The organism is Paraglaciecola chathamensis S18K6 (assembly GCA_000314955.1).
GTDB classification, from domain to species: Bacteria; Pseudomonadota; Gammaproteobacteria; order Enterobacterales; family Alteromonadaceae; genus Paraglaciecola; species Paraglaciecola chathamensis.
This window is the reverse complement of sequence record BAEM01000053.1, coordinates 1-25,035: the sequence shown is the minus strand read 5'-3', so window position 1 is coordinate 25,035 and position 25,035 is coordinate 1. Positions and strand designations below refer to the sequence as shown.

Here is a 25,035-nt window from a genome sequence, read left to right as displayed (position 1 = left end):
AAATAGGGCATGTACACACAGCTAAATAAATAGCTGAGCTAACATGCGAGTGCCGGTGATAAGCAACACGACGGCGAATATTTTTTTCAACATATTGGCATCGAGTTTAGAAGCAATTCCGGCACCAATAGGCGCACAAAGAACCGTTAAGGGCACGATGCAAACAAAACCAACTAGATTGATATAACCATAAGTGCCGAGCGGGGCATCTTGTGGTGTTTGGCCAAACATGAGTAGGTATAAAGCAGCTGGCAATGAAATAATTAGCCCAATGGCTGCCGCTGTGCCCACGGCCTTATGCGCTGGGTAATTAAAAGCGGTTAAGATTGGAACGGATAATGTTCCACCGCCAATCCCCACCATAGAGCTAAAAAAGCCAATACAAGCTGCCATGATGGATTGTCCCACACGACCAGGTAGGCTCTCAGCGAGTGCCGATTTACCTGTTCTAAATAACATATTCAATGCAGATAACGTGGCAACAATTCCAAAAAGTGTTGTTAGGTATCGACCGTCGACTTTCGTCACTAACCAACTTCCTACCAGCACCCCCACTAATATTAACGCACCCCATTGTTTTAAAAGTGCTGCATCCACATTGCCTTTTTTACGATGCGAGCGAATAGAGCTAATAGACGTGGGGATAATTGTGGCTAATGAGGTACCAGTTGCAATGTACATTGCGCTTTGTGGGCTCACGCCAAAGGATTGGAAGAGAAAAAACAACACAGGCACAATCACAATGCCCCCGCCTACGCCAAGCAGTCCTGCTAGTAAACCCGCGAATATTCCTGTGCCAACCAACGCGGCGATTGTGGGCAGGTTATTTAACACTAGTTCCATCATTTTATTTTTCGTCTCATTAAGGTGTTTAAGTTATTCGTTATCTATGGGTATTTTTCACCCGTTTAGGGTCATTAATCTAATGTGTGTGCGGCAAATGCATTGCCATCACTTCTTGGGTCTGTAGCCGCTGTGACAGTACCATCAGCGCGTTTAACCACCGCGCCTGCGTGGCCCATTAATTCGTTGCATGATTCAACCAGGGCGATATCGTGTCCTTTTGCGGTCAGCTCTTGCTGTATGTCTTGGGCTAAATCTTGTTCAATTTTTAAGTTATGACTTTCATCGCCCCACGTTCTACCGAGCAACCAACGACCCAGACGAATAGATTCAGAAAGCGATTTTTGCTGATAGATATAGCGCGCGAAGAGGGCTGCTTGGGTTTGTGGTTGTCCTTCGCCACCCATAGTGCCATAGCTTAAGCGACTGCCATCTTTTAGCTCTGCAAATGCAGGGTTTAAGGTGTGAAAGGGTTTCATGCCTGGCGCAAGCTCTTGCAAACTGCCTGGTGTTAAGGAAAATGAGGTACCGCGATTGTTCCATACAATACCCGTTTGCGGTGAGACAACACCGCTGCCAAATTCCCAATAGATACTCTGAATGTAGCTGACCATGCGCCCTTCGCTGTCACAAGCTCCCATCCATATTGTGTCGCCAGGCTTAGCTTCATGAGGCCAAGACAATGCGCGCTCTAGGCTAATATCAGCGGCCATAGCGTCAATAGATTGCGGCGTCAAAAGGGAATGTAAATCAATCGCTAAGCGACTAGCATCGCCAACAAACTGATTACGTTTTATAAAGGCCTGCTTGGTGCACTCTACTAATAAATGCACAAATTCTGCTTCGGTAGTGGCCAAATGTTGTACTTTATCAAATAGCGCTAAAATCAGTAGTGAAGCAATGCCTTGGGTAGGTGCAGGGAGGTTGTACAAAGTAGCAACTGATGTATCAACCGATAACGGCGTGACTAATTTCGCTTCATATGCATTGATGTCTTCAAGTGTGATTGGAGAGCCGGCAGCATGCAAATCTTCCGCCAACGCTCGGGCTATTTCACCTTGATAGAAATCCTGCAAACCATTTTCGGCTAACGTATTTAGTGTTTTGGCAATGGCTGGTAGTTTAAGTATTTTGCCTTTTTGTAAACGTTTCCCTTTAATGAGGAATTGTTCGAAATGAGGGATAGTTGATAAATCATCAAAGGTCTTCTCACTAGCGTCTTGCAAGCTTTGCGTAACTTCAATTCCCCATTCTGCTTGGCCTATTGCTGGGGCTAATAATTCACTTAGGGGCAGGGGGGATTGCCAGGTTTTACTGATATCTAACGCTTTTTGCCAGCCTGAAACAGCACCAGCCATCGTTAATGCGGCTTTGGGACCCCGAGAAGGAATAGCGGATAGACCGTTGTAGTAGCTAAGATCTGCGTTTTTACAGGCGTAGCCGCTGGCATCAATCGCAATGGGTGTTTTACCGGGCTCACTGATCAACCAAAATCCGTCGCCGCCCATGCTATTCATATGCGGGTAAACAACCGATATAGATGCTGCGGCCGCCACCATTGCTTCAATGGCCGTGCCACCGTGTTGTAATACATTCTGGCCAACTTGGCTGGCGGCGTAGTGGGGCGCAGTAAACGCCACAGGACGTGAAGTCTGACTCATTATTATGTCTCTAATAACATGCGAGCGATTTCAATTAATTGTTTGTCATGATTTTTTTGGCCAATTAATGAAAATCCCATAGGCGCATGGGGGTTAATGGGTAACGGAACATGTAATTGAGGTAAGCCACATAAGCCTGCAATGCAGGTGAGCTTCATCAGTGTATTCCGATAGGTTGCTAGTACGTCACTCGGCGTATCAATAAATGGAGCTGGGCCGGGTGTTGTCGGTAAAAATATCACATCACATTGGGTAAATAGATGATTAATATGTGAAATAAACTTGGCTTGCTTTTCTAGCGCTTGCTGACGCTGTTGATTATCAATCGTTGCACACCATGCGAAGCGCTGTTGTATGTCAGGCGCAAATGTGGGTGCTTGCTGCGTGATCCATTCTCCATGGGTCTGCCATATTTCATAGCCTTGTAAGATACGAAATGTTTCGCTGGCCTCTATCAAACTGTCTGACGACAAGCCCGATTCTAAAATACAAGGGTCTTCGACCATTGAGTGATAGGCAGTCGTTAACGCCTCGGAGTATTCGCATTGTCGTGCTAGTTCTTGGGCAAAACCGATTTTGCTGTTTTGCGCAATGTCTTGTGAATTGCTGGCATCGTCGATGTGTTTATCACCAAAGAAAACTGACGCGACTTTCGCAAGCACGTCTAAATCTCGGGTTATCCAGCCTACTGTATCGAAACTAGGAGCAAGGCTAACCATGTGCTCGCTACTGATCCGCCCGTGGGTAGGGCGAAGACCAAATAAGCCATTATAACTGGCAGGTACACGAATAGAGCCACCCGTGTCTGTGCCTAAGCCGACTTGCGCACTACCTTCACGCACCGCAACCGCTGAGCCGCTTGATGAGCCGCCTGGTATTCTGTCCGGCGCAGATATATTGAATGGCGTACCATAATGAATATTTTGTCCGTTCAGGCTATACGCTAATTCATCCGTAATTGTTTTTCCGACCAACCGTGCTCCGTTCTCTAAAAGCGTTTCTACAGCCGGGGCAGTATGTATAGGGATCGGATGACTTGCCAACCAATCAGGGTTACCTGCCGTTGTAGGTAAGCCTTTAATATGAAATAGGTCTTTAACCGCAAGGCTTACGCCAGATAACATTAGGTTATCCGCCTGCTTGGCGGGGTATTCTTTTTCAGTAACGCTTAAAACGTACGGAGTTTGACTGCTGAAATGCGCTGCGCTGGGGCTCATAACTCTTAAAAACTTGACCAAATGGTCCTATATGAAACAAATGTTTCACCGAATAGTCAAGAGAAACATTATGAATTACCGCTATATATTTTGAATTTAAGACTTAATAGCGTTAAAGCAGCGAGAATAATGCGTTAACAACTATTTAACACTATGGCAATTCCTTTTGCCAGATGAAACAAATATGCCTGTAGCAACGACTTTTTACCGAGTTTTTGTGCTGCTTATTTGCTTATTTGCTCAATATACAGTTATGTCATAGAGGATGGATCAAGCAATTCGCGTAATTCATCTATCGGGATATCAGTCATTTCTGCTGCTACCTCAATAACAGGCCGCTTCTCTTCATATGCCGCTTTGGCAATCAAAGCGCCTTTTTCATAACCTACCTTATTATTTAGCGCAGTAACTAATATAGGGTTTTTACTTAAATATTCGGACATACGCTCACTATTGGCCTGCATAGTCACTATGGCTTTATGTGTTAGCGCACTTATGCCGTTACTAAGGATAGAAATACTGGTTAAAAGGTTATAACCAATCAATGGCAACATGGTGTTAAGCTGAAAATTGCCAGATTGGCCAGCAATAGTAATGCTTTGGTGATAGCCCATAACTTGCGCGCACACCATGGCCACCGCCTCAGGAATAACAGGGTTCACTTTGCCTGGCATGATGCTGCTACCGGCTTGTAACTTATCAAGGCTAATCTCACCTAAACCGGCAAGGGGGCCGCTATTCATCCAGCGCAGATCGTTGCAAATTTTCATTAAACTGACAGCGAGCGTATTCAGTTGTCCACTGACTTCAACCGCAGTATCTTGGCTACTGATGGCCGCGAAATAATTATCTGCGGGGTTAAAGCGCAATCCTGTTAACTGACTTAGGTGCTGGCAGGTCGTTTGGGCGAATTTCGGGTGGGTATTAATGCCTGTGCCAACCGCGGTGCCACCAAGTGCCAATGTTGAAATCCGCGGTAGTACCTCTATTAGCCGGCTGATTGAAAACTGAATTTGTTTACTCCAGCCACTAAGCTCTTGTCCTAAGGTGATCGGCATTGCATCCATTAAATGAGTACGCCCAGTTTTCACCGTCTCTCGATACAATACACTTTTAGCATCAATAGCTGACATTAAACTCTGTAATGCAGGAAGCAAATTTTGACTCAACGCCAAGGTAGCACTGAGGTGGATAGCGCTTGGAATAACATCGTTTGAACTTTGCCCCATATTGACATGGTCGTTCGGGTGTACTTGTCTTCCTAATTTCGAACTTGCTAACGTCGCAATCACTTCGTTGGCATTCATATTGGTGCTGGTGCCTGAACCTGTTTGATACACATCTACTTGAAACGCACCGTCGTGATCACCTTGTGCTACCTCCATGGCAGCTCGCTGAATATCAATGGCGATTTCACTGTCTAGTCCTGCTACTTCAGCGTTCGCTTTTGCGGCGCTGGCCTTAATTAAGGCCAAAGCATGAATAAACTCACTAGGCATTGGGGTGCCACTAATCTGAAAGTTCTCTAGCGCTAGCGAGGTTTGTTCTTTATAAAGTGGGGTGTGATTATCGTCAGAAGTAGGCATTGGACTTCCTTATTGTAAAATAGCGAATTAAAAGTTGGGGCAAGATCAGGTAATAAAATCTCTCTAGGATAGACTTTGGTGTGAATAGTTATTTTTCAAGGGGAAAGTAAGGCTTTAGGCGTACAAGCATTGAGCACGACAGCGCCGAGATTATTTTTCTAGCTCGTCAAGCTCTTCGTATAAAGAGGATATTTCACTAATGCGACGATCAGCGGTTTTATCCAATTGGCTAAACACCTGATTGCAAATTATAGAAATAACACTCATTGGCGCTGCATAACTATCAAGAGCTTGCTCTTGCCCTAGTTGGCAAATAATGAGTTGTTTTACTTGCTCGGCGTAAATTTGTCCTGATGGGTCAGCTAATAGTGCCACGTTATGATGTTGCAGTTTTTCGAGCAATGGTTTGAATATTTTTGGTCTGCGGCGAAAACCGATCAGTATCACCAGTTCATCGTCGCTAATATCTCTTAGTTCTTCACTCAATGTTTGCCCTGGCTGCGGAAGTAAACGCACTTTACTGCGAATTTGCAGCAACTGCTGCCTGAAGTGCAGGGCAACGGGATAACTATTTCTAAAACCAATCAAGGTAATGCGAGACGCTTCACAAATAGATTTAATTAATCCACTTAACTGGTCTTGATCTAGATTGCTCCAAGTTTGTTCGATCCGTTGAATTTCTCTATTTAGCGCCCCACTTTGATCCGATTCCATATACATTGGATAACCGTTAGCACGAAAGGCATTGAGTTCGGTCTTTGCATCGTGATGGGATTGATAACCCAATTGCCGAAAAAAACGACTGACGGTCGCCTTTGATGTTTGGGTTTTCTGAGCGATCTCGGCAACTGAGCAACTCAGTACGTCCAACGGGGTATGTTGCAAGTGGTCAGCAATTAATCGAGCGTTCGGAGAAAGCCCTTGGTACTGCTGTTCAATTCGTACAATAAATGGAATTTTTGCCAAGGTAGAATGATCATTATAAAAAACGGATATATAGCTTATACCAACTTAACGGTATAAAGGAACTGTTAGGCGCATTGGTTAAGCGTTATTACCATCTGCCTTGGGTAAACTGTTATCTAGATTAGGACAATGGTAGCATGCGCTGTTTTTTGGCAAACAGCGGTGCGATAGGGGGCGGTAATCCGTTTACGTTCCTGCGTTTAAGTTTCTCCGTATGTGTTTATAAAAAGAATGATGGTTCAAAAAGAATGAAAGAGAGCAATTGTGTCGAGAAAACCAACACCTCAGATTAACCCTAGTCATACTGACACTTCAAGTGACAGCCAATGGCCTAACATTGTTATTTTGACGGGGGCAGGGATCTCTGCCGAATCGGGCTTGAAAACGTTTCGCGACAATGATGGTTTATGGGAAGAGCATGCGGTAGAAGAGGTAGCAACGCCTGAGGCATTTACTCGTAACCCGGAATTGGTCTATCGCTTTTATAATCAGCGCCGTGAACAATTGCAAAGTGACGATGTACAGCCAAACGCCGCGCATATTGCACTAGCGCAGCTTGAGGCCGCACTCCCTGAACACGTACTGGTTATTACCCAGAATGTCGACGATTTACACGAACGAGCAGGCAGTAAAAACGTACTACATATGCACGGTGAGCTGTTATCAGCGCGTTGTAATCATAGTCACCGTCGTTTTATAATGAAAATCCCTTTCGATGGCACAAGCCGTTGCCAGTGCTGTTCGCCGAGTCAAACCATCAGGCCAGACATCGTTTGGTTTGGTGAAATGCCATTTCATATGGACGAAATAGAACGTGCTGTACAAGAAGCTGATGTATTTATTTCTATCGGTACTTCAGGCAATGTCTACCCAGCAGCGGGGCTGGTGCAAATCGCTAACCACTATGGAGCGCATACGGTAGAGCTTAACCTAGTGCCAAGTGACGGGAATAATGACTTTTTAGAGGCTCATTACGGGCTGGCTAGTGACGTGGTACCTAGTTACTTAACACAATATTTAAAAGGCAAATAAATGGACTTGAGTCTTTATTGGGGCGAATTTTTGACGATAGCTGGCGTGCATTTATTGGCGGTAGCAAGCCCAGGCCCTGATTTTGCAATCGTGTTAAAACACAGTATTAATTATGGGCGTCGTATCGCTATGATCACCAGTATAGGCGTGGGTGTAGCGATTTTATTACATGTAACCTATTCACTGTTAGGAATAGGGTTATTGCTAAAGACAAACCCGCTTGTGTATACGATTTTTAGTTATGTAGCCGCAGCGTACTTGGTTTACATCGCCATTGGAGCATTAAAAAGCAAGGCGGTGGACACGACCGAACCTGCCAGTGAAGTCAGTTCAAGCGAGATAAGTGACCGAAAAGCCTTTGCAATAGGGTTTTTAACCAATGGCTTGAACCCGAAGGCCACCTTATTCTTTTTATCGGTCTTTGCGGTTGCTGTGTCAGCGCAAACACCGAGTAGCATTAAACTAGCGTATGGGGTGTATCTAGCAGTGGCGACAGGTATGTGGTTTTGTTTTTTATCGTACCTATTAAGTACACGCAAAGTGCGAGCTTTCATTCGTCAATACAGCCATTGGTTTGATCGCATTATGGGGGCTGTGCTGTTGTTACTGGCTGCTAAACTGGTGATCGTGTAAATCAATTCGTTGAAAATATAAACGTGCTGCTCTTAGCAAGCTAAGTGTCAATCAGATAAAATTAACCATGTGCGGTGAAAAAGGGCAGTTTGGTGGAACAAGATAATAAAAATAACCTAGGTGGTAATGTTGATAAGTCGCTACGCGGGGAAACCCCGTTAGACCTGAATGCGTGTGTAAAAGAGGGGTGGCAACTTTCAAAGCAGCATTTTTATAGCACTTTGCAAGGCGGGCTATTCACGCTAGGTATTATATTAGCCATGCTGATGTTAATTGGCCGCTTTGTCAGCATTGATGACTTACAAAATCCCTCTGTTTCTCTGAGTTATGGATTGAATCTCTTATTCACCTTGGTGACGACGCCTTTAATAACCGCATTGATGATGATGGGTATCGGCCATAGCGTTGGAGTTAATGTACCGTTTTTAAGTTTAGTAAAACGACTTGCAACTTCTGCATTACTGATTTTAAGTGCGTTAATGCTCGGTGCATTGGCCAACCTTGGCTTGGCGCTTTACATTTTACCAGGCTTATACTTGGCGATGTCCACTGGGTTTGCTCTGGTGCTATTAGTCGAGAAAAAATATCGTCCTAGTCAGGCTATTCTAGTTTCAATGCGCGTGTTTAATCGCTATTGGGGTCTGTTAAGTCAATTTTACATTGTTTCATTTATCCTTTTTGTTGGCGGGCTTTTCACGTTCGGTATCGCACTTATTTGGATTGTTCCTTGGTATCTTCATACTAAAGGTGTGTTGTACCGTACCTTGTTTGGTGTTGAAGTGTTGGGACAACCCTCCACTCATTCCAATAATAAAGATTCGGTTTTTTATGCCTAAGACTCATGATAAATACCAAAAGCTACGTTACTTCGCCGCCGCCTGCGGATTGTTTGCGATTATGTACATTGCTGATGACTACTTTGACAGCCAACTGCCTGATACAAAGTTAGAACTCACTGAAACGGAACTGCGGATATTAATTGACGATTTCGATCGTAAATCGACATCGTCAACTGATAGTAGTAAATCAAAAACAGTTCCTAATTTTAAGCAATACGATGATGTCACCGAAAAAAAGAAGGCGTTTTTTGCCTATTTACTCCCCGAGATACGCCATCAAAACAAGATTACATTGATAAAGCGCAAGGCGATAATGAGCATCGCCCAGCAGCTTGAAGGGCATCAGACGCTTAGCCCCTTCACAGTAAAACTACTGAAAAATATGCGCCGAGAGTACAAAATCGATAAGGGCTTAACCGATTTACAATCAACCGCTGTTTTACTGCATCGTGTTGATATGATCCCCCCTGAATTGGTGTTAATTCAAGCAGCAAACGAATCGGGGTGGGGTACCTCTAGATTTGCCAGAAAGGGATATAATTTCTTTGGCCTATGGTGTTTCAAGCAGGGCTGTGGATTCGTGCCTAAACGCAGAAATGAAGGCACAGTTCACGAAGTGGCTAAGTTTAAAAATCTCTCTCACGCGGTAAAAACCTATATTAGAAACCTAAATCGTCATTACGCTTACAAAGAATTACGAGATATACGTGCAGATTTGCGCGCGCAAGACAAACCTATTACAGCTAAAGCCTTGGTTCACGGCTTACAGAGTTATTCTGAGCGTGGGCAAGATTATATCGATGAACTGTTAAGTATGATGAGGGTAAATAAAGAGCACATGAATTTATGAAAAAGTGGTTAATAGCAGCTTGTATTATTCCAAGCTGCGTTGCAGTTGCACAACAGACAAATCAGCAAATGGCCAGTACAAACACATTGAACGTCGAATACAGTAGTTTTTATAGTCATGTGCGTAAACTGGATGATGAAGAGACAAGCGCGTTACAGTTTGCGTTTGGTTTTAAGCGGGTTCAAAGCGATACCTTATGTAGGATCACAAAAGCGTATATTCATACTCAAAAACAAGATATTCCTTTGTCGGTGACAAATGAGCAACGCTTCACCGTGCCCAGTGAAAAAGCCCTTAAAATGGCGAAAGCCGAAGTGGTATTGTCTTTAGTAGAACCAAAAAATCAATGTGATATGTCAGTTCAGCTCGAAACCAAACCTAAGTGGTTAAAAACGCAATATTCCGCAAATGAACTGGCGACGTTGTTCACGCAATACCAAACATTTTTTGATGATATGGGCAGCTTTTTGTCCTTTTTGATGCCCAGTGTAGATGGTTTAGTTGTGCACTTTACTGACACAAGTCTACATAAAACGTTGGCGAACGGATTAGTCATTGAAAAGGGTTCCTTGCATATGACAAAAGAGTGGATAAACCAAGGGCGCAGCTTAACGTTGCCAGAGATGCCGTTACGCATAACCGCTAACACGACTAAGTAACCTAGTATTGCTTAGAGCCATCTACTGTTCTCGCGAGCCTAGCGCTCGCGCGCTCCCCCTAGTCGGCCGGTGATTTAAATAACCTTTCATTCATAACTGTGTAACCTATCGGTTACATGAAATACTTATATAATTCAATTAATTAAATATATTTGAAAGAGTCTTTGAATGCATTATGACGTTATACCATTCCACGTTAATAAGTGATGACTCAGCGAGAGTTTAAAAGGGCTTAAACAAGGAGCATGACTGACAGCTCTTTATTAAAAGAAAACTAGTTCTCTTTCGAAGTCATGCAACGCAGTGTAAGCCCTTTTAAAACTCGCCTGCAAGGAATGCCCCAGCGGCTTTTGCTCTGCGTTCTCACTATTTGAAAGGGAACAACCATTACTACATAGCGACGCCTTAATCAAAAACCGCTGGACGCATTCTGAGGCGGTCACTTATTAATGCGGATTGGTATTACATTAAGGTTGCACGTCTAAACCTACTTGTGGAGTCAAAACAATTCTTTCAATCCGTGGTGAGCTACACCTTTTATCTGCGACACTGCTTGCGGCCGTCGGTTGGGTAGCCTCTAAACTCGTCATTGACGTGGTACCTGGAGATACTTTTTTAGCTGTGCGCTTTTTACTTGCCAGCGCGATTTTATTTCCTTTTTGTTTTCGTCAAATCTTGAAGATAAGCATAAAACGCATATTTGCTGTTTGTTCTGTAGGTGTCATCTTGGCGTTATCTCTGCAAGTCTGGGTGTATGCTGTGTCGATTACCAATAGCCTTTCAGAAGGTGCATTTATTATGAGCTTGGCCATGATAATCGCTCCTTTTACCTCTTGGATGATATTTCGCCAAAGGCCGCAAAGGGCATTTTGGCTCGCGCTACCTATCGCTATTATTGGTTTAGCACTGATGACATTAACAAATAGCTGGCAGGTAGAACCTAGCCAATGGTGTTTTTTAATCTCATCGACCTTGCTGTCGGTTCATTTTGTGTTTAACAAGCGAGTTACGGTCAATATAAGCCCGCTACTGTCCATTTTTTGTCAGTTATTAACCGTGGGGATCGTCAGTAGTGTGTTCGCGATGTTCTCAAAAAATGTACAGTTTGAGCTAAATCAGAACGTTATCATGTGGTTTATTGTGTCGATTGTGGTAGCAACGTCTATCCGTTATTTATTGCAAACCGTAGGGCAGTTTTCTGTGAATATGGAAACGGCTGCGCTTATCATGATCTTAGAGCCCATTTGGACCTTAGTGCTAAGTATGAGCTTATTAGATGAAGTGCTTGCGCCGCAAAAATTATTCGGAGCAGGAATTATTTTTATGTCGTTATTTGTCTATGTCAAACTCTCACGTCGCGGGTAAGCAGCACGGTATCAGCGCAACTAGTCTATTCGCAATTGATACCGAATCTGATCAGCGATGCGCTTGACGCTGTTTCTGCCTTCCTCAATGAGTTCCTCCGCTCGATAAAATTCCATCATGCCAAAATCGCGTAGTTGTGGCTCGATGAGTATATCCGGCGGATTACCTGCTAAACGTGAGCGTGTGACTCGAGCCTGTAGTATGTCCAGTGAACCCGCCATCACCCCAATCATGCTAGGTGGGTGCTTTTTCACTGTGCGAGGCTTGGCAATTTCGCTGTTTAATTCAACGTGGTCTTGATCATCAGGTTTTCCTTCATTATCTAAAGGGTCGCTCTCTTTGTGCTTTTTATCGCTTTTGAACCACTTTGAGAACTGATTTTGACTCTTACTGAAAACATCGGAAATTTTTTGTTGGTTCCGTTCTCGCTCTTTTTCATTACTGTCTAGCGCTTGAGGACGAAAATCAGCGCTAAGGTTCACAGCGAATACGATATCGGCACCTAAATGACGACACAGATTAACCGGAACCGGATTTACCACACCGCCATCGACTAACCAACGATCATTAAAAGTTGTAGGGGGGAACAAACCGGGGATCGCACATGACGCGCGAACAGCATCAACTACTGAGCCGGTTAAAAAGTTGATTTCCCGGCCACTGTATAAATCGGTGGCAACACAGGCAAACGGCTTACACAATTCTTCAAAGGTTTCTTCACTAAAATTTTCTTCTAACGCTTTGAAGACCTTTAAACCGCTCACTAATCCCCCTCGATACAAGCCAACGCCCATTAACGCGAATACTTGCCACTCAGTTAAGCTACGTACCCACTCCTCTAAAGGGGCTAGCTTATTTGAAGAGTAGGCTGCCCCCACGTAGGCGCCAATTGAACAGCCTGCTACCACATCAATTTTAATGCCTAACTCTTCTAGCGCTTGGATCACACCTATGTGCGCCCAACCACGAGCAGCACCACTGCCTAAGGCTATGCCTATTTTCAATGTTTGGCTCCTAATCTATGCGAGTAATGGGAAGAGTTGAAATGTTGACGTCTTTTGGCGGGCTCAAATCGAGCGGATCAAACGCAGTATCGCCATTTGTTTCACCAAGGTTGTTTTCATTCAAATCTTTGAAGTTAAATACTTTTGGATCGGCCAAGTGTGACGGCACCACATTTTGTAGCGCTTTGAACATGGTTTCTATTCTACCAGGGAATTGGCTGTTCCATTGTTCTAACATCAGTTTCACTTGCTTGCGCTGTAAATTTTCTTGAGAGCCACATAAGTTGCAAGGAATGATAGGGAAGCCCATGTGAATTGAATAATCGGCGATGTCTTGCTCACTGCAATAGGCAAGCGGGCGTATGACGACATTTTTGCCATCATCACTGGTTAATTTCGGTGGCATCGATTTCAGACGACCAGTATGAAACATATTTAAAAACAACGTTTCAAGCATGTCGTCTCTATGATGACCTAGCGCAATTTTAGTCACGCCCATTTTGATGGCATTAGTATATAAAATGCCGCGGCGCAAACGTGAGCACAGTGAACAGGTCGTTTTACCTTCTGGGACTTTATCAACCACGATTGAGTAGGTATCTTCTTCGATAATGGCGTAATCGACACCTAAACTCTCTAGGTAGTTAGGTAAAACATGCTCAGGAAAGCCTGGTTGTTTCTGGTCTAAGTTGACCGCAATAATGGAAAAATGAATCGGCGCAGATTTTTGCATATGCAGCAGCATATCAAGCATGGTGTAGCTGTCTTTACCACCCGACAAGCACACCATGACTTTATCGCCCTCTTCAATCATGTTGAAGTCAGCAATGGCTTGGCCCGTTTTTCGTCTTAATTTTGTCGCAAGTTTTTTTATACGTTTGCCGTTATCGTTGGCAACGTTAGGGCTTGCAGGGATGTCAGATGGTGTACTAGAAACATGATTCATGAAATTGGGCAACTGTTGGATGATGAAAAGAAAATACCAGCGGATTATAACGAAGTTATTCATGTATTTTAAGCGACATCGCTTGCCGATATTATAAAAATGATTACCCTATAGCTTCAGTCATATTATCGGGAATACTATGTCGTTTGCGGTTGACATCGAAAGTCTCAGTTTTACATGGTCCAAAAACAATTCACCTACCTTAACGATTCCAAGGTGGCAAGTGCGCACAGGGGAGCAGGTTTTCTTGCGCGGCCAATCAGGCAGTGGTAAATCAACTTTATTAAACTTATTGAGCGGAGTGTGCATTGCAAGCGAAGGGCGTTTGTCTGTATTAGGGAATAACTTAGCTTCCATGTCTTCACGTCAGCGAGATCAATTTAGAGCCCAATATTTAGGGGTAATTTTTCAGCAATTTAATCTGTTGCCTTATATGAGTGCGAAGGAAAACATTCTACTTGGCCAGCGGTTTAATAAAAAAGCGCACAAAAGCTCATTGAGCAAAAGTGAGGAGCGCTATCAATACCTTGGTGAAACATTAGGCCTAAGCCAAAAACTCCTTAGCCAACAGGCGTCAACCTTGAGTGTAGGGCAACAGCAAAGAGTGGCTGTTGCTAGGGCATTGATTTCTAACCCTCAACTTATTATTGCCGATGAGCCTACCTCAGCCCTTGATACAGAGCACCGAGACAAGTTTATTGAGTTGCTGTTAAATCAGTGCCACGCAGATAACACGACCTTGGTGTTTGTGAGTCACGATCAATCATTAGCCAGTGCTTTCACTCAGCAAACCAGCATGTCATTGTTGAACACGATTGTTGAGCCAGAACCTCCGGTGGCCCACCATGCTAATTAAATTAGCTTTGCGCAGTTTAAAGGCCCGTAAGCTAATGGCAGGGCTGACCATTTTTTCTATCGCCGTGAGCATGTTTGTTTTGTTTAGTGTTGAGCACTTACGCAACGAAGTACGAGCAAATTTCGAACGCGCCGTGTCTGGCGTTGATATTATCGCCGGCGCTCGGACCAGTCAGTTAAATTTACTGCTTTATTCGGTTTTTCATATTGGCAATCCGAGTAGTAATGTAAGTTGGCAAACCTACCAGCAACTGAGTCAAAACAAGGCGGTAAAGTGGGCGATACCTATCTCACTAGGTGACTCGCATGAAGGTTTTCCCGTGGTTGGCACCACGAAGGCGTTTTTTAACCATTTTAAATATGCAGATCAACATGCCATACAGTTTAAGCATGGTGGCACGTTTGACGGCTTGCAAGAAATGGTTATCGGTTCTGAGGTAGCCAAAGCATTAGAATACCCTTTAGGACATCAGGTAGTATTGGCCCATGGTACGGGGAAAGTCAGTTTTACTAAGCACAAACAGTTTCCATTTCAAGTGGTGGGTATTTTAACGGCGACAGGTACACCAGTAGATCAAAGTGTATATGTGCCGGTCACCGCGATTGATGCGATGCACACAGGCATGACGACGTCAACGCTGCGCCAACACATCAGTAAAGAGCGCACTGTCGCTGGCGAACATGAGCATGAATTCACTCAACATGCGCAGCATATCGAACATAGCCATCAAGCATCTAGCGAGCAGGAGCGTAGCATTGACGAAAAACAGGCTCATCCAAATGACTCAGTGCATTTTGAAGACTCTGAAAACACGGGTTATGCCAACGGGCCAGCGTTAAGCGCTATCTTTCTTGGATTGAACAACAAAATTTCAACGTTGCAAATTCAAAGAGCGATTAATACGGACCAAGAAGCGCCACTGTCTGCCATTTTACCCGGTGTTGCTTTAGCGCAACTATGGAGCATTATGGCTGGAGTTGAAACCAGCTTAAGTCTGGTTTCAGTGCTTATTTTACTGGCGGCTATGCTAGGAATGCTGACGATGTTGTTAGCTTCTATGCATGAAAGACAAAGGGAAATTGCGGTACTAAGGGCATTGGGGGCAAATGCCAGTGTAATTGTTTTGATGATGGAATGCGAAGCGCTGTTTCTTGCGTTTTCAGGCTGTATTTTGGGTTACATGATGACCAATATCGGCATAGCGCTTTTCGCAGATTTGATACAAAGCCAATTCGGGTTAGTGATAAATCCATTGCCATACTCCGACGCGATCATCGGTTACACCCTACTTGGACTAGGTCTTTCAGCGCTACTTGCATTAGGTCCAGCGTTAAGTGCATATAAAAGCGCATTAAACAGTGGATTGTCGGTACGCTAAATTTGGTCGATACTAAATTTGGTCGATACTAAATTTGAACGATAAAAAGTCACCGGAGAGACTACTCCGGTGTTATCACTTAAGAGCACACCACAGGGGAAACATACCCATCGGGTTTAATCGCCAACACATCACAATTGAGCTTATCAATAACATGCTCTGCTGTGTTACCTATTAACACCCCAGAAATTCCTTGTCTTCCTACTGTGCCAAGCACCACCAGTTCAGCATCAATTTTCTCTGCAAGCGCAGGGATAACGTCTTCTGGTAATCCTTCTTCAATATGCGAGCAGTTTTGTGGAATTTCATGCTTTTGAGCATGACGTAACATGGCATTATGATGATGGTCTTTAACCGAATCACTATACACTTGAGGGTCAAACTCTGGGATCTCTATGGCGATATTTACAGGGGTTCCTGGATACGCGTTGACCAAGTGCACCTCAGATGAAAGAAGGTCTGCAAACCCTTTAGCGCTTCGAGTAACGCAGTCGTTTAATGCAACATGATCATCGTCTTCAACACCGACGCTTACCGCACCAAGTACTTTGCCGCTAATGGGCCAGTCATGATCCTTGACCAATAGAACTGGCACTGGACTTTTACGCATAATATGCCAATCCGTTGGAGTGAATATGACTGCTTTTAGGGTGTCGTTTAATTGTGTACCCTTTACAATCAAATCATAATTATGCTTCATCACGCGGCAAATAATGCTTTCCCAAGCACGGTTGTGCCACTCTACGTTCAAGTCTATTTTGATGCCGTGTTGCTTTTCAATCGGCGCCACCAGTTCAGCCAGCCACGCGCTTTTATCTTCAATCACGGCAAAGCGCATATTCTCTCGCTCATCGGTGGAAAGCATGGTGGTCATTTCGTAGGATAGGTCGTAAATAGGTAAAAAAGCGGTAATTTGGGCTTGGGTTATTTGCGCAATTTCTATCGCGCGCATGAGCGATTTCTGCTCTTCGTCTTCAGGATCGATAACTGCGAGTATTTTTTGATATTTCATCATTATTCTCCGCCGCTGATGTGACACTTTGAGTGTACGAGACTAACGTTAAATTTGCCATTTAACTTACTATTATATTGATTTAACGCAAGTTATTTTATACACCTGCGGCTAAATAGTGTTTAGGAATAAAAGCTAAGGAATAAGGGTATAAAAATATAGTGTAAAAAATAAGGAGTAAGAAATAGTGGTAGGATGAAGTGCCAACAACTAAGCACTTGCTGCTTCAGCGGTCTTACCTAAGCTAGACATAAGCACGCCAAAGCATGTGTAACGCAAAACCGAGTAAACACAGTGCAACGATTTGACGCGTTTTAGGATTGGTGAGTAGCGTTTTCATTGATTCAACGCCAGCGGCCATAACAATAAGTGCCGGCAGGGTGCCTAGCCCGAAAAATAACATGACCAATGCGCCGTTGATTGCACTGCCACTGGCTAAACTCCAGGTCAGGGTAGAGTAGACTAAACCGCAAGGCAGCCATCCCCAAATAATCCCATAAGGTAAAGCATACAGAGGATGTTTAAATGGTAATAATGATTTAGATAACGGCCGAACATAACGCCATAGCTTAGCACCAGCACGCTCTAAATAATGTAAGCCACGCCACCAATTGCCCACATAACACGCCATAGCAATCAGAAATAGTGCGCTGATGGTGTGTAAAATAGGAATCGATTTAACGATTTCTGCGCGCTCTACCATGCTGCCTAAATATCCTGTTAAAGCCCCCAGTAATGCATAACTCGCTATTCGCCCAAGATTGTAGGTGAACACGTACGGCCACTGCTTAGCTCCTTTAGGCACCGCAAAGTGAAAAGCGCTGACCACGCCACCGCACATACCAAAACAGTGCACACTGCCAGCTAAGCCAATTAAAAACGCAGCGGTAATATTAAGGTTGGTCATTTGACGCTATAGATTGTTGTTTTTTGTCCTCAACACCTTGGTTAACCTCAGAGGTTTTATCAGAAGACTTATCGTCGCTTGCCGCCGGCGATTTTAAATCATCGTCAAACAAAATACTGTAGCCGTGACGTTCAAGGTCCTCAAACTGATTACTTTTGACGGCCCAGAAAAAAATACCAATCGCTAAGGAAACGATGATGATCGCCAGAGGAATTAAGATATAGATAATGCTCATAGAATAACCTGCAAGTTTTACTTGAGTAATCGTACGGAGTTAACGACCACAATGATAGAGCTGAGTGACATGCCGATAACGGCCATCCAAGGCGTTAACAGCCCGCTAACCGCTAAGGGCAGAACGAGTACATTGTAACCTAGGGCCCACGCCATATTTTGTCTGATCTTTTGCTTGCAGCGTATAGCAATCTGGAACAAATAGGGTAACTTGCTTAACGCATTTTTAAGCAAAATAACATCAGCTGAGGTTTTGGCTAAATCAGCACCCGCGCCTAGGGTAACAGCCACATCTGCTTGGGCTAAAACTGGCGCGTCATTTATGCCGTCTCCAATCATTAATACGCGGTGCTCATTTTCTTGAAGACGTTGAACAAACGCTAATTTGTCTTGAGGTGATTGTTCGGCTAGCCAATCAGAGATACCTATTCGCTTAGCGACTTGGCTAACGTTAGTTTGGCTATCGCCACTGAGCAAGGTGATGTCTTTACGGCTTAAACGTGCAAGCATGTCTGAGACATCAGGGCGCAGTGTATCGCTGAGTTCGAAACCGCAAACAAACTCACCATCGATGCGCATTACAATACTGCTATCTTTGAGTTGTTCAGGTATGTTAGCGTTTTTAGATGCAGCACTGTGCGCAGCGAATAGCTCAACGTATTGCTGATTTACTTTTGCACTAACACCTTCCCCTAATGAAAACTGAAAGTCTTCGACTTGGGTAAACACAGGGAAAGAGGAAAAAGCACGTGCAATGGGATGCTCAGAATACTGTTCTACGCTGTGAGCATATTGTAAAAGCTCAGTATCACTAAGGGCCGAAATATTGTACATGGCACTAATTGACACTTCACCTTGAGTCAAGGTACCTGTTTTATCGAGTACTAGGTGATCTACTTGGGTCAATTGTTCAAGTACGTCAGAGCGTTTAAGTAGCACGCCTTGTTTATTCAAATTGGCCATGGCAAAAGACAACGCTGAAGGGGTCGCCAGCCCAAGGGCACAAGGGCAGGTTGCAATCAATACTGAAATCGCAATCCAGAATGCGTCAGGATCACCTTGCAACCACCAAAATGTAAAACTGCCGATTGCAAAAAATAATACGGCCAACACAAAGTACTGTGAGAATTGGTCGGCCATGGTGGCAATTTTTGGTTTACTTGCCATTGCTTGCTCTTGCAAGCGAGCAATTTGATTAACTAATGCATATTTAAATTGTGACGTGACTTTCAGAGTCAAGGTGCCGCTTTTATTGATTGTGCCACCGTATACGGCGTCTCCCGCGTTCTTATCGACCGGATAAAATTCACCTGTAAGTAGGGATTCATCAATTTGTGCATGGCCCGTTAAAACCAGCCCGTCAATAGGTATCGTTTCCCCAGCTTTTACTAAGATCACATCATCAAGTTGCAGCGATTTTGCCAGGGTAGGCTGAATTTCCTCGTCTACCATAAGGTTTGCAGTGAGCGGTATGTATTGCAACATGTTTGCGGATATCTGAGCGGCTTTGTGGCGCGCTTGATGTTCAATAAACCGGCTTACTAACAGCAGAAAGATAAACATACACACGGACTCAAAATACACTTGGCCATGCTCGAAGACAGTTGCCCATACGCCAGAAAAGTAAGTTGCTAGCAGTGCAATAGAAACGGGTACATCCATATTGACCGTTTTTGCTTTTAAGGCTTTATAAGCACTGTGGTAAAAGCCTGCACCAGAATAAAACACCACAGGTGTACTTAATACTAAGCTTATCCAATTAAAAAATGAGCTGGTTTCCTTTTCTAAATCACCAAATAAATCAAAGTAAACGCCAATCGCTAACATCATGACTTGCATGGTCATAAGGCCCGCTAAACCAATGCGTTTTAATTGCGCTTTGTGAGATTGTTGAAACAGGGCTTCGTGCTGTTCTTGTTGAAATGGACTTGGGTGATACCCAATTCGCTCAATGGACGCCATAATTTGGCTTAAGCTTAATGCATCTGAATACCAACTAACGAGAGCGCGGTTAGCAGTCACATTGACCGACACTTGTTTAATACCAGAGACTTTAGATAATTGCTTCTCAATCAACCAACCACAAGCAGCGCAGCTTATACCGCTCAAACTAAGCTGAATTTCACTGATCTCACCTTGATGCACGACAAAATCTTGTTGGATACTTTGTTCATCAAAGATGGCAAGTTGGTCAAGGGTCTGTTGAATATTATCATCAGCCTTAACGCCTGGCTCAGTGCGAAAACGGTAGTAATCTTCTAAACCGTTTTCAACAATGGCTTGGGCGACTGCTTGGCACCCAGGGCAGCACATTTGGCGCTCTATGCCCAAAACATGAGTATTGTATTTATCGCCATCGACAGCAGGTAAACCGCAGTGGTAACAAGGTATAGTATTTGTCATTAAGGGTTAAAAATAATTGGGTCTGCATTTGGAAAAGAAAGCGTTTGCTGTACTTTCCATTCGTTATCGTGGGGGGTAAGCGCGACTTGCCACTTACCGGTTACATCATGCTCTGTGCTACCACGATAAATGCCTTGTGCATCTCTGAATAAATCGACAGTTTGATCCTTTGGAGCTTGAGTCACATGGTAAAAAGCGAGACGAAGAGCAGCCCCAGTTTCAGGCGTACCATTTATAAAACGTAAACTGATGTCTTGTTCGTTAACGATTAATTGCGTTTCAATATTTCGCGCTCTCGCTGCCTGAATTTTTTCTAAGCTAATATTGATTGCCTTACCTTGCTTATAATAGTCGTCGACTACCATGGCATCTTGACCATCAAACGCGAAACGCAACATATTAAAACTCAAAATCATGGAGCACACTGGGATCGTAATTAGAAACCACGGCCAGAACTGTTTATACCATTTTTTTTTGTCTGTAATGGACGGCTCTGAAGTAGGGGACATAACAACCTTAAATAAATGAAGAATATAAAAAAGCCTCGCACAAGCGAGGCTTATTCTAACCGAAAACGGGGTTATTTATCTTGCGATAAACTGTAAACATATGCTGCAACCAAGTGAATTTTCTCTTCGCCCAAGGTTTTCTTGAATGAAGGCATCACACCGTTACGACCATAGGTTAGCGTTTCAGTAACTGCTTTATGGCTGCCACCGTATAACCAAATATTATCGGTTAAGTTTGGCGCGCCCAGTGCCTGATTACCTTTACCATCAGGACCGTGACATGCTGAACAAATAGCAAAGCGAACTTTACCTTTTTCTTTTAAATCAGGGTCTACTTGGCGTCCACTCAAACTAAGAGCGTAGGCAACCACTTCTTCGATACCTTGCTCACCCATTGCTGCAAGTTGTGCGGGCATCGCTGCTTGGCGACCTAAGGTTAGCGTTTCGGTGATTTTAGCCGGCGTGCCACCATACAACCAGTCGTTATCCGTTAGGTTAGGGAACCCACGTTGACCGCGCGCATCTGAGCCATGACATTGAGAACAGTTTTGGCTAAACAAACGTTGACCTACTTTCAATGCTTCAGGATCTTGTGCTAAAGATTCGATAGGTTGCTTAGCGTAAGCAGCGAAAATAGGTGCAAAACGTTCTTCTGCAAAATCCAGTTCGCGGTCATATTGCACAATATCGCCATTGGCTTTTGCATCAATTCGCGCTTGCTCAGATTCAGCAAGTGAACGGATGTCTTGGTTAGAGCTCTTCCAACCTAACACACCTTCAAAGCTGCCTAACCCAGGGTAAAGTATAAAATACAAAAATCCCCAAACGATGGTGGCGTAAAACATAATTGTCCACCAGCGCGGTAACTGATTATTTATTTCTAGAATGCCATCATATTCATGATGCATGTCTTCGCCTTCAGGGACGCCGGTTTTATTGCTTAAGCACCAACGCAATAGTAAAAAACATCCAATAATTGTTCCCAGTGTGATAACTGTGATCCATATGCTCCAAAAGCTACTCATGTGTGCCTGACTCCCGCTTTTCTTTTTTGTCCTCATCAGCAAAAATTAAGTTGGCGGCTTCATCGAAGCCGGACTTAGATTTTTTGCTGTAGGCCCAAATAACAATACCTATAAATACAACAAATACGATTAGGGTAAATATGGTTCCTGTAATTGCGTAATCCATATTACTTCAACGCAGTTCCAAGAGATTGTAAGTATGCAACTAGTGCATCTATCTCATATTTACCTTCAACCGCAGCTTTCGCTCCCGCAATGTCTTCGTCGGTGTAAGGCACACCAAAGTCACGGAAAACAGCGAGTTTCTTAGCAGTCAACTCACCACTAAGCTGATTTTCAAACAACCAAGGAAAACCAGGCATATTGGATTCAGGTACTACATCACGTGGGTTTCTTAAATGTACACGGTGCCATTCATCACTATAACGACCGCCCACACGGGCTAAGTCAGGTCCGGTGCGCTTAGAGCCCCACAAGAATGGATGCTCCCAAACTGATTCACCCGCAACAGAGTAGTGACCATAACGCTCTGTTTCAGCGCGAAATGGACGAATCATCTGACTATGACACCCAACACAACCCTCGCGAATGTATATGTCGCGACCTTCCATTTCCAAAGCAGTGTATGGCTCAAGCCCGTCAACTGGCTTCATTGTTTGCTGCTGAAACATTAGCGGAGTGATCTCAACCATGGCGCCCAAACTGATGGCAACCAATATTAAAATGGTTAATAGGCCAACGTTCTTTTCAATTATTTCGTGTGCGTTTTTCATCAATACTACTCCTACGCGGTTTGAGCTTCAGCGTCTGAACGAACAGTTTCGTCTTCAGACTTAGAACGAATGGTCATGTAGCAGTTGTAAGCCATAATAAGCATACCAACAACCACAAACACACCGCCCAGAAAGCGTACAAAGTAGAAAGGTTTAGACGCTTCAAGCGCTTCTACAAAACTGTAGGTAAGCGTGCCATCAGCATTAACTGCACGCCACATTAGGCCTTGTAAAACACCTGACATCCACATGGCAACGATGTAAAGCACTACGCCTATTGTTGCTAACCAGAAATGCACGTTGATCAAGTAGATGCTGTGCATTCTAGGTTTGTTAAACAACACAGGAATAAGATGGTAGATAGAACCTATTGATACCATAGCAACCCAACCTAGTGCACCAGAGTGAACGTGTCCTATGGTCCAGTCAGTATAATGTGAAAGCGCATTAACGGTTTTAATGGCCATCATTGGGCCTTCAAAAGTAGACATACCATAGAACGACAATGACACAACCAAGAAACGTAAAACGGGGTCAGTACGTAATTTATGCCAAGCGCCTGATAGTGTCATAATACCGTTGATCATGCCGCCCCAAGATGGAACAAACAGGATAATCGACATAACCATACCAACAGACTGAGTCCAATCTGGAAGGGCAGTGTAATGAAGGTGGTGAGGGCCGGCCCAAATATAAAGCGAAATCAACGCCCAGAAGTGAACAACCGATAAGCGGTAAGAATAAACTGGACGACCCGCTTGCTTAGGTACGAAGTAATACATCATGCCCAAGAAACCCGCTGTTAGAAAGAAACCTACAGCGTTGTGTCCGTACCACCATTGCATAATAGCATCCACTGCTCCGGCATAAATTGAATATGACTTAAACAGGGAAACAGGAATAGCCATACTGTTACCAATATGAAGAACAAGAACGGTAAGAATAAATGCGCCGAAGAACCAGTTAGCTACATAAATATGTGACACCTTGCGGATAATCATAGTACCGAAAAAGTTAATCATATACGCAGACCAAACCAGTGCGATAAGGATATCGATAGGCCATTCTAACTCAGCGTATTCTTTGGTTGAAGTTAAGCCCATAGGTAAGGTTATAACCGCAGAAAGAATAACCGCTTGCCAACCCCAAAAGGTAAATGCAGCGAGTTTGTCACTAAAAATACGTACCTGAGAGGTACGCTGAACCACATAAAATGAGGTTGCCATCAGTGCACAGCCACCAAACGCGAAAATAACGGCGTTAGTATGCAATGGTCTTAAACGAGAAAACGTTAACCAAGGTGTGTCAAAATTAAGGGCAGGCCAATATAACTGGGCCGCAATAAACACGCCTAGCGACATGCCAATAATGCCCCAGACGACTGTCATAACTGCAAACTGACGAACAACTTTATAGTTGTAGTCAGGGTGTACTTGAATCGCTTCACTCATTTTAATGAATCTTCCACTTCAATAAGGATGTATGTGTCTCTCGTGTGTGTCCTAGCTCATGTTCGTTTTGTGTATGTGTACATTAAACAAGCGTAGCTATACCCATACACAAAACTAGCATGTTAAAAACCCGCGTATAATAATCAAAACAAGCCTAAAAAGATAGGTTGAAACGCACTTGTAAGCGCAGTTTCTATGTTGCAAACTTGATGCAAATCAAGTTATTAAATTACCTATCTGTGAATCGTACATTAATCAGGCGTTTTTGGCCTTTTGGCCTCATTTTACTTTTACTTTCTTTCGTTTACCTAAACTCAATAGATAATGTGAATACGCAGCACGGCGCGCAATGTGAGTTAATTGAAACGCAAACGTGCGTAGCCACTTTAGATGGCCGTGAGTTTGCTGGTCGACTTTTGCAAAATCCACAAGTGGAAGAGGAACTACAGATTGAGTTGATTTACCCAAGCCAATACGATTTACAGCAGAGTTATATTCAAGGTATTAATATGTATATGGGGCAAACGGCCTTATTGAATACGAGCATAGAAAGTGATGCTGAACGGATTGTCTCAAAAAATACGTTTTTTCTTGGGGCATGCAGTGAACGAAATATGCGCTGGCAACTGGTATTACTGTTTGTGAATGCAGCAAGCGGTGATGAAAAACGAGTGTTTTTTAATTTTGAAACCCAGTATTAAACAATACTGCCTCATTATAAGTAGCTAATACCAATCCGCATTAATAAGTGACCGTCTCAGAATGCGTCCAGCGGTTTTTGATTAAGGCGTCGCTATGCAGTAATGGTTGTTCCCTTTCAAATAGTGAGAACGCAGAGCAAAAGCCGCTGGGGCATTCCTTGCAGGCGAGTTTTAAAAGGGCTTAT

The 25,035-nt window shown here is 43.7% G+C and carries 25 protein-coding genes; 9 read left to right on the top strand and 16 right to left on the bottom strand.

Going from position 1 to position 25,035, the window contains the following annotated elements:
- Positions 1–21: 21 nt before the first annotated feature.
- From GCHA_RS18805 to GCHA_RS18785, 5 genes are all read right to left on the bottom strand, one after another.
- Positions 22–843 (bottom strand): sulfite exporter TauE/SafE family protein, encoded by an 822-nt coding sequence (locus tag GCHA_RS18805; RefSeq protein ID WP_008306429.1) that lies wholly within the window; start codon positions 841–843, stop codon positions 22–24.
- A 74-nt stretch (positions 844–917) separates the two neighbouring features.
- Positions 918–2,504, bottom strand: a complete 1,587-nt coding sequence (locus GCHA_RS18800) for a gamma-glutamyltransferase family protein (RefSeq protein ID WP_007991160.1) — start codon at positions 2,502–2,504, stop codon at positions 918–920.
- 2 nt (positions 2,505–2,506) lie between these two features.
- Positions 2,507–3,721, bottom strand: coding sequence for an amidase (locus GCHA_RS18795; protein ID WP_007991158.1), 1,215 nt, complete (start codon positions 3,719–3,721; stop codon positions 2,507–2,509).
- 251 nt (positions 3,722–3,972) lie between these two features.
- Complete coding sequence (locus tag GCHA_RS18790) at positions 3,973–5,307, bottom strand: class II fumarate hydratase (RefSeq protein WP_007991156.1); 1,335 nt, start codon at positions 5,305–5,307, stop codon at positions 3,973–3,975.
- A 150-nt stretch (positions 5,308–5,457) separates the two neighbouring features.
- A complete protein-coding gene (locus GCHA_RS18785) occupies positions 5,458–6,273 on the bottom strand; it encodes a MurR/RpiR family transcriptional regulator (RefSeq protein ID WP_007991154.1) in 816 nt (271 codons plus the stop codon).
- Positions 6,274–6,537: 264 nt separating this feature from the next.
- Here GCHA_RS18785 and cobB point away from each other — a divergent pair, with 264 nt between their 5' ends.
- The 6 genes from cobB to GCHA_RS18755 all read left to right on the top strand — a co-directional run bounded on the left by cobB (position 6,538) and on the right by GCHA_RS18755 (position 11,651).
- Positions 6,538–7,305, top strand: coding sequence for a Sir2 family NAD+-dependent deacetylase (cobB, locus tag GCHA_RS18780; RefSeq protein WP_007991150.1), 768 nt, complete (start codon positions 6,538–6,540; stop codon positions 7,303–7,305).
- Positions 7,306–7,938: a LysE family translocator gene (locus tag GCHA_RS18775; RefSeq protein WP_007991148.1), complete on the top strand. Its 633-nt coding sequence runs from the start codon at positions 7,306–7,308 to the stop codon at positions 7,936–7,938.
- 92 nt (positions 7,939–8,030) lie between these two features.
- Positions 8,031–8,774: a hypothetical protein gene (locus tag GCHA_RS18770; protein WP_007991146.1), complete on the top strand. Its 744-nt coding sequence runs from the start codon at positions 8,031–8,033 to the stop codon at positions 8,772–8,774.
- A complete protein-coding gene (locus tag GCHA_RS18765) occupies positions 8,767–9,627 on the top strand; it encodes a glucosaminidase domain-containing protein (RefSeq protein ID WP_039992823.1) in 861 nt (286 codons plus the stop codon). Before GCHA_RS18770 ends, GCHA_RS18765 begins: the two co-directional genes overlap by 8 nt.
- Entirely contained in the window at positions 9,624–10,286 is a 663-nt protein-coding gene (locus GCHA_RS18760) for a DUF2987 domain-containing protein (protein WP_007991142.1), read from the top strand. Before GCHA_RS18765 ends, GCHA_RS18760 begins: the two co-directional genes overlap by 4 nt.
- A gap of 507 nt (positions 10,287–10,793) precedes the next feature.
- The gene (locus GCHA_RS18755; protein WP_191866101.1) at positions 10,794–11,651 is read left to right on the top strand and encodes a DMT family transporter; all 858 of its coding nucleotides are present in this window, start codon (positions 10,794–10,796) and stop codon (positions 11,649–11,651) included.
- 20 nt (positions 11,652–11,671) lie between these two features.
- Here the strand turns inward: GCHA_RS18755 and GCHA_RS18750 are convergent, their stop codons facing one another.
- Both GCHA_RS18750 and ttcA read right to left on the bottom strand, forming a co-directional pair.
- Positions 11,672–12,655 carry a patatin-like phospholipase family protein gene (locus tag GCHA_RS18750; RefSeq protein WP_007991139.1) on the bottom strand — a complete coding sequence of 328 codons (984 nt, stop codon included), beginning with the start codon at positions 12,653–12,655 and terminating at the stop codon, positions 11,672–11,674.
- Positions 12,656–12,665: 10 nt separating this feature from the next.
- Complete coding sequence (gene ttcA / locus GCHA_RS18745; RefSeq protein WP_007991137.1) at positions 12,666–13,601, bottom strand: tRNA 2-thiocytidine(32) synthetase TtcA; 936 nt, start codon at positions 13,599–13,601, stop codon at positions 12,666–12,668.
- A 139-nt stretch (positions 13,602–13,740) separates the two neighbouring features.
- Here ttcA and GCHA_RS18740 point away from each other — a divergent pair, with 139 nt between their 5' ends.
- Positions 13,741–14,457: an ABC transporter ATP-binding protein gene (locus GCHA_RS18740; RefSeq protein ID WP_318249022.1), complete on the top strand. Its 717-nt coding sequence runs from the start codon at positions 13,741–13,743 to the stop codon at positions 14,455–14,457.
- The gene (locus GCHA_RS18735) at positions 14,447–15,835 is read left to right on the top strand and encodes an ABC transporter permease (protein WP_039992820.1); all 1,389 of its coding nucleotides are present in this window, start codon (positions 14,447–14,449) and stop codon (positions 15,833–15,835) included. The genes GCHA_RS18740 and GCHA_RS18735 overlap by 11 nt, the downstream gene beginning before the upstream one ends.
- Positions 15,836–15,914: 79 nt before the next feature.
- On the opposite strand, the gene uspE is transcribed toward GCHA_RS18735, so the two are convergent.
- The 9 genes from uspE to ccoN all read right to left on the bottom strand — a co-directional run bounded on the left by uspE (position 15,915) and on the right by ccoN (position 24,149).
- Positions 15,915–16,850: a universal stress protein UspE gene (uspE, locus tag GCHA_RS18730; RefSeq protein WP_007991132.1), complete on the bottom strand. Its 936-nt coding sequence runs from the start codon at positions 16,848–16,850 to the stop codon at positions 15,915–15,917.
- Positions 16,851–17,091: 241 nt separating this feature from the next.
- Entirely contained in the window at positions 17,092–17,754 is a 663-nt protein-coding gene (locus GCHA_RS18725; RefSeq protein WP_007991130.1) for a sulfite exporter TauE/SafE family protein, read from the bottom strand.
- Positions 17,741–17,989, bottom strand: a complete 249-nt coding sequence (gene ccoS, locus GCHA_RS18720; RefSeq protein WP_007991129.1) for a cbb3-type cytochrome oxidase assembly protein CcoS — start codon at positions 17,987–17,989, stop codon at positions 17,741–17,743. Before ccoS ends, GCHA_RS18725 begins: the two co-directional genes overlap by 14 nt.
- Before the next feature lie 17 nt (positions 17,990–18,006).
- Positions 18,007–20,391, bottom strand: coding sequence for a heavy metal translocating P-type ATPase (locus GCHA_RS18715; protein WP_007991127.1), 2,385 nt, complete (start codon positions 20,389–20,391; stop codon positions 18,007–18,009).
- Positions 20,391–20,900 carry a FixH family protein gene (locus tag GCHA_RS18710; RefSeq protein WP_083881864.1) on the bottom strand — a complete coding sequence of 170 codons (510 nt, stop codon included), beginning with the start codon at positions 20,898–20,900 and terminating at the stop codon, positions 20,391–20,393. Before GCHA_RS18710 ends, GCHA_RS18715 begins: the two co-directional genes overlap by 1 nt.
- Before the next feature lie 71 nt (positions 20,901–20,971).
- Complete coding sequence (ccoP, locus tag GCHA_RS18705; RefSeq protein ID WP_008306407.1) at positions 20,972–21,925, bottom strand: cytochrome-c oxidase, cbb3-type subunit III; 954 nt, start codon at positions 21,923–21,925, stop codon at positions 20,972–20,974.
- Positions 21,918–22,091, bottom strand: coding sequence for a CcoQ/FixQ family Cbb3-type cytochrome c oxidase assembly chaperone (locus GCHA_RS18700; RefSeq protein WP_007991122.1), 174 nt, complete (start codon positions 22,089–22,091; stop codon positions 21,918–21,920). Before GCHA_RS18700 ends, ccoP begins: the two co-directional genes overlap by 8 nt.
- Position 22,092: 1 nt before the next feature.
- On the bottom strand, positions 22,093–22,698 hold the full coding sequence (gene ccoO, locus GCHA_RS18695) for a cytochrome-c oxidase, cbb3-type subunit II (protein WP_007991121.1): 606 nt from the start codon (positions 22,696–22,698) through the stop codon (positions 22,093–22,095).
- Between the two features lie 11 nt (positions 22,699–22,709).
- Positions 22,710–24,149, bottom strand: a complete 1,440-nt coding sequence (ccoN, locus tag GCHA_RS18690) for a cytochrome-c oxidase, cbb3-type subunit I (RefSeq protein WP_007991120.1) — start codon at positions 24,147–24,149, stop codon at positions 22,710–22,712.
- Between the two features lie 326 nt (positions 24,150–24,475).
- Here ccoN and GCHA_RS18685 point away from each other — a divergent pair, with 326 nt between their 5' ends.
- The gene (locus GCHA_RS18685; RefSeq protein WP_318249021.1) at positions 24,476–24,850 is read left to right on the top strand and encodes a hypothetical protein; all 375 of its coding nucleotides are present in this window, start codon (positions 24,476–24,478) and stop codon (positions 24,848–24,850) included.
- Positions 24,851–25,035 lie beyond the last annotated feature (185 nt).

Excerpts from the sequence above, each read along its gene's own strand:
- GCHA_RS18805 (WP_008306429.1), bottom strand. The coding sequence starts at position 843 with ATGGAACTAGTGTTAAATAACCTGCCCACAATCGCCGCGTTGGTTGGC.
- GCHA_RS18800 (WP_007991160.1), bottom strand. The coding sequence starts at position 2,504 with ATGAGTCAGACTTCACGTCCTGTGGCGTTTACTGCGCCCCACTACGCC.
- GCHA_RS18795 (WP_007991158.1), bottom strand. The coding sequence starts at position 3,721 with ATGAGCCCCAGCGCAGCGCATTTCAGCAGTCAAACTCCGTACGTTTTA.
- GCHA_RS18790 (WP_007991156.1), bottom strand. The coding sequence starts at position 5,307 with ATGCCTACTTCTGACGATAATCACACCCCACTTTATAAAGAACAAACC.
- GCHA_RS18775 (WP_007991148.1), top strand. The coding sequence starts at position 7,306 with ATGGACTTGAGTCTTTATTGGGGCGAATTTTTGACGATAGCTGGCGTG.
- GCHA_RS18765 (WP_039992823.1), top strand. The coding sequence starts at position 8,767 with ATGCCTAAGACTCATGATAAATACCAAAAGCTACGTTACTTCGCCGCC.
- GCHA_RS18760 (WP_007991142.1), top strand. The coding sequence starts at position 9,624 with ATGAAAAAGTGGTTAATAGCAGCTTGTATTATTCCAAGCTGCGTTGCA.
- ttcA (WP_007991137.1), bottom strand. The coding sequence starts at position 13,601 with ATGAATCATGTTTCTAGTACACCATCTGACATCCCTGCAAGCCCTAAC.
- GCHA_RS18740 (WP_318249022.1), top strand. The coding sequence starts at position 13,741 with ATGTCGTTTGCGGTTGACATCGAAAGTCTCAGTTTTACATGGTCCAAA.
- GCHA_RS18735 (WP_039992820.1), top strand. The coding sequence starts at position 14,447 with ATGCTAATTAAATTAGCTTTGCGCAGTTTAAAGGCCCGTAAGCTAATG.
- uspE (WP_007991132.1), bottom strand. The coding sequence starts at position 16,850 with ATGATGAAATATCAAAAAATACTCGCAGTTATCGATCCTGAAGACGAA.
- GCHA_RS18725 (WP_007991130.1), bottom strand. The coding sequence starts at position 17,754 with ATGACCAACCTTAATATTACCGCTGCGTTTTTAATTGGCTTAGCTGGC.
- ccoS (WP_007991129.1), bottom strand. The coding sequence starts at position 17,989 with ATGAGCATTATCTATATCTTAATTCCTCTGGCGATCATCATCGTTTCC.
- GCHA_RS18715 (WP_007991127.1), bottom strand. The coding sequence starts at position 20,391 with ATGACAAATACTATACCTTGTTACCACTGCGGTTTACCTGCTGTCGAT.
- GCHA_RS18710 (WP_083881864.1), bottom strand. The coding sequence starts at position 20,900 with ATGTCCCCTACTTCAGAGCCGTCCATTACAGACAAAAAAAAATGGTAT.
- ccoP (WP_008306407.1), bottom strand. The coding sequence starts at position 21,925 with ATGAGTAGCTTTTGGAGCATATGGATCACAGTTATCACACTGGGAACA.
- GCHA_RS18700 (WP_007991122.1), bottom strand. The coding sequence starts at position 22,091 with ATGGATTACGCAATTACAGGAACCATATTTACCCTAATCGTATTTGTT.
- ccoO (WP_007991121.1), bottom strand. The coding sequence starts at position 22,698 with ATGAAAAACGCACACGAAATAATTGAAAAGAACGTTGGCCTATTAACC.
- ccoN (WP_007991120.1), bottom strand. The coding sequence starts at position 24,149 with ATGAGTGAAGCGATTCAAGTACACCCTGACTACAACTATAAAGTTGTT.